The organism is Azospirillum himalayense, assembly GCF_042657465.1.
GTDB classification, from domain to species: Bacteria; Pseudomonadota; Alphaproteobacteria; order Azospirillales; family Azospirillaceae; genus Azospirillum; species Azospirillum himalayense.
The window spans coordinates 1-686 of sequence record NZ_JBHSLC010000076.1 but is presented as its reverse complement, the minus strand read 5'-3'; the positions used below and the strand labels follow the sequence as shown (position 1 = coordinate 686).

The window sequence follows — 686 nt, the reverse complement described above, 5'->3', positions numbered from 1 at the left end:
GTGGCGCCTTCGATAATGCAGTTATACGCAATATAAACGCTGGGCTTTGCGCTTCCGGATGAGCCAAATACACTGGCCGATCCCGGCTCCAGGTTGATGGTGCAGCTGTCGAAACCTGTGTAAACAATTCTGTCACTGCCGCCACCGTCCCATATGGTTTCATGATATTGGCTACCACTGTAGGAATATGTATCGTTTCCATTTCTGTAAGAGTAGTTGGCACCGTACAGATACTGTGCTGAGGCAATATCGAGAGGCATGGGAGTGGTCGGATAGGGGACACCGAAGCCAGACATCAATGCGTTATCCGTGTAACTCATCACGGTGTTTGTTCTATTATCCAGACTTTTGGGCAGCAAAACGCCGTTGGATCCCGTCTCAAAAGGATGTTTTAGTCCAATCGCATGTCCAATTTCGTGAAGCAGCGTAAGGTACCCGTAAGTACCGATGCTTGGCGAATAATTGGCGTTCACGTTTGCATTCAACCAAATATCACCAGCGATTGCCGCGTCGGCTGGGTGATACGCGTGCGCAGCCTCGCCGGGGGTCAGATTCGACCATGTAAAGGCAATGCGGATGTCGCCAACATTGCTTTGGCTATCGGAAACCTTGCTAAAATTTATGTTAGCTACATTACTCCAAGCATGAAGAGCATTTTCAGCGAGAGCAATCTGTGAAGTACTTAG

Annotated in this window: 1 protein-coding gene; it reads right to left on the bottom strand. The window is 48.8% G+C overall.

What is annotated here, in order from left to right:
- On the bottom strand, window positions 1-686 hold a 686-nt coding region (locus tag ACFPMG_RS23890), incomplete at both ends, for a M10 family metallopeptidase (protein WP_376997717.1).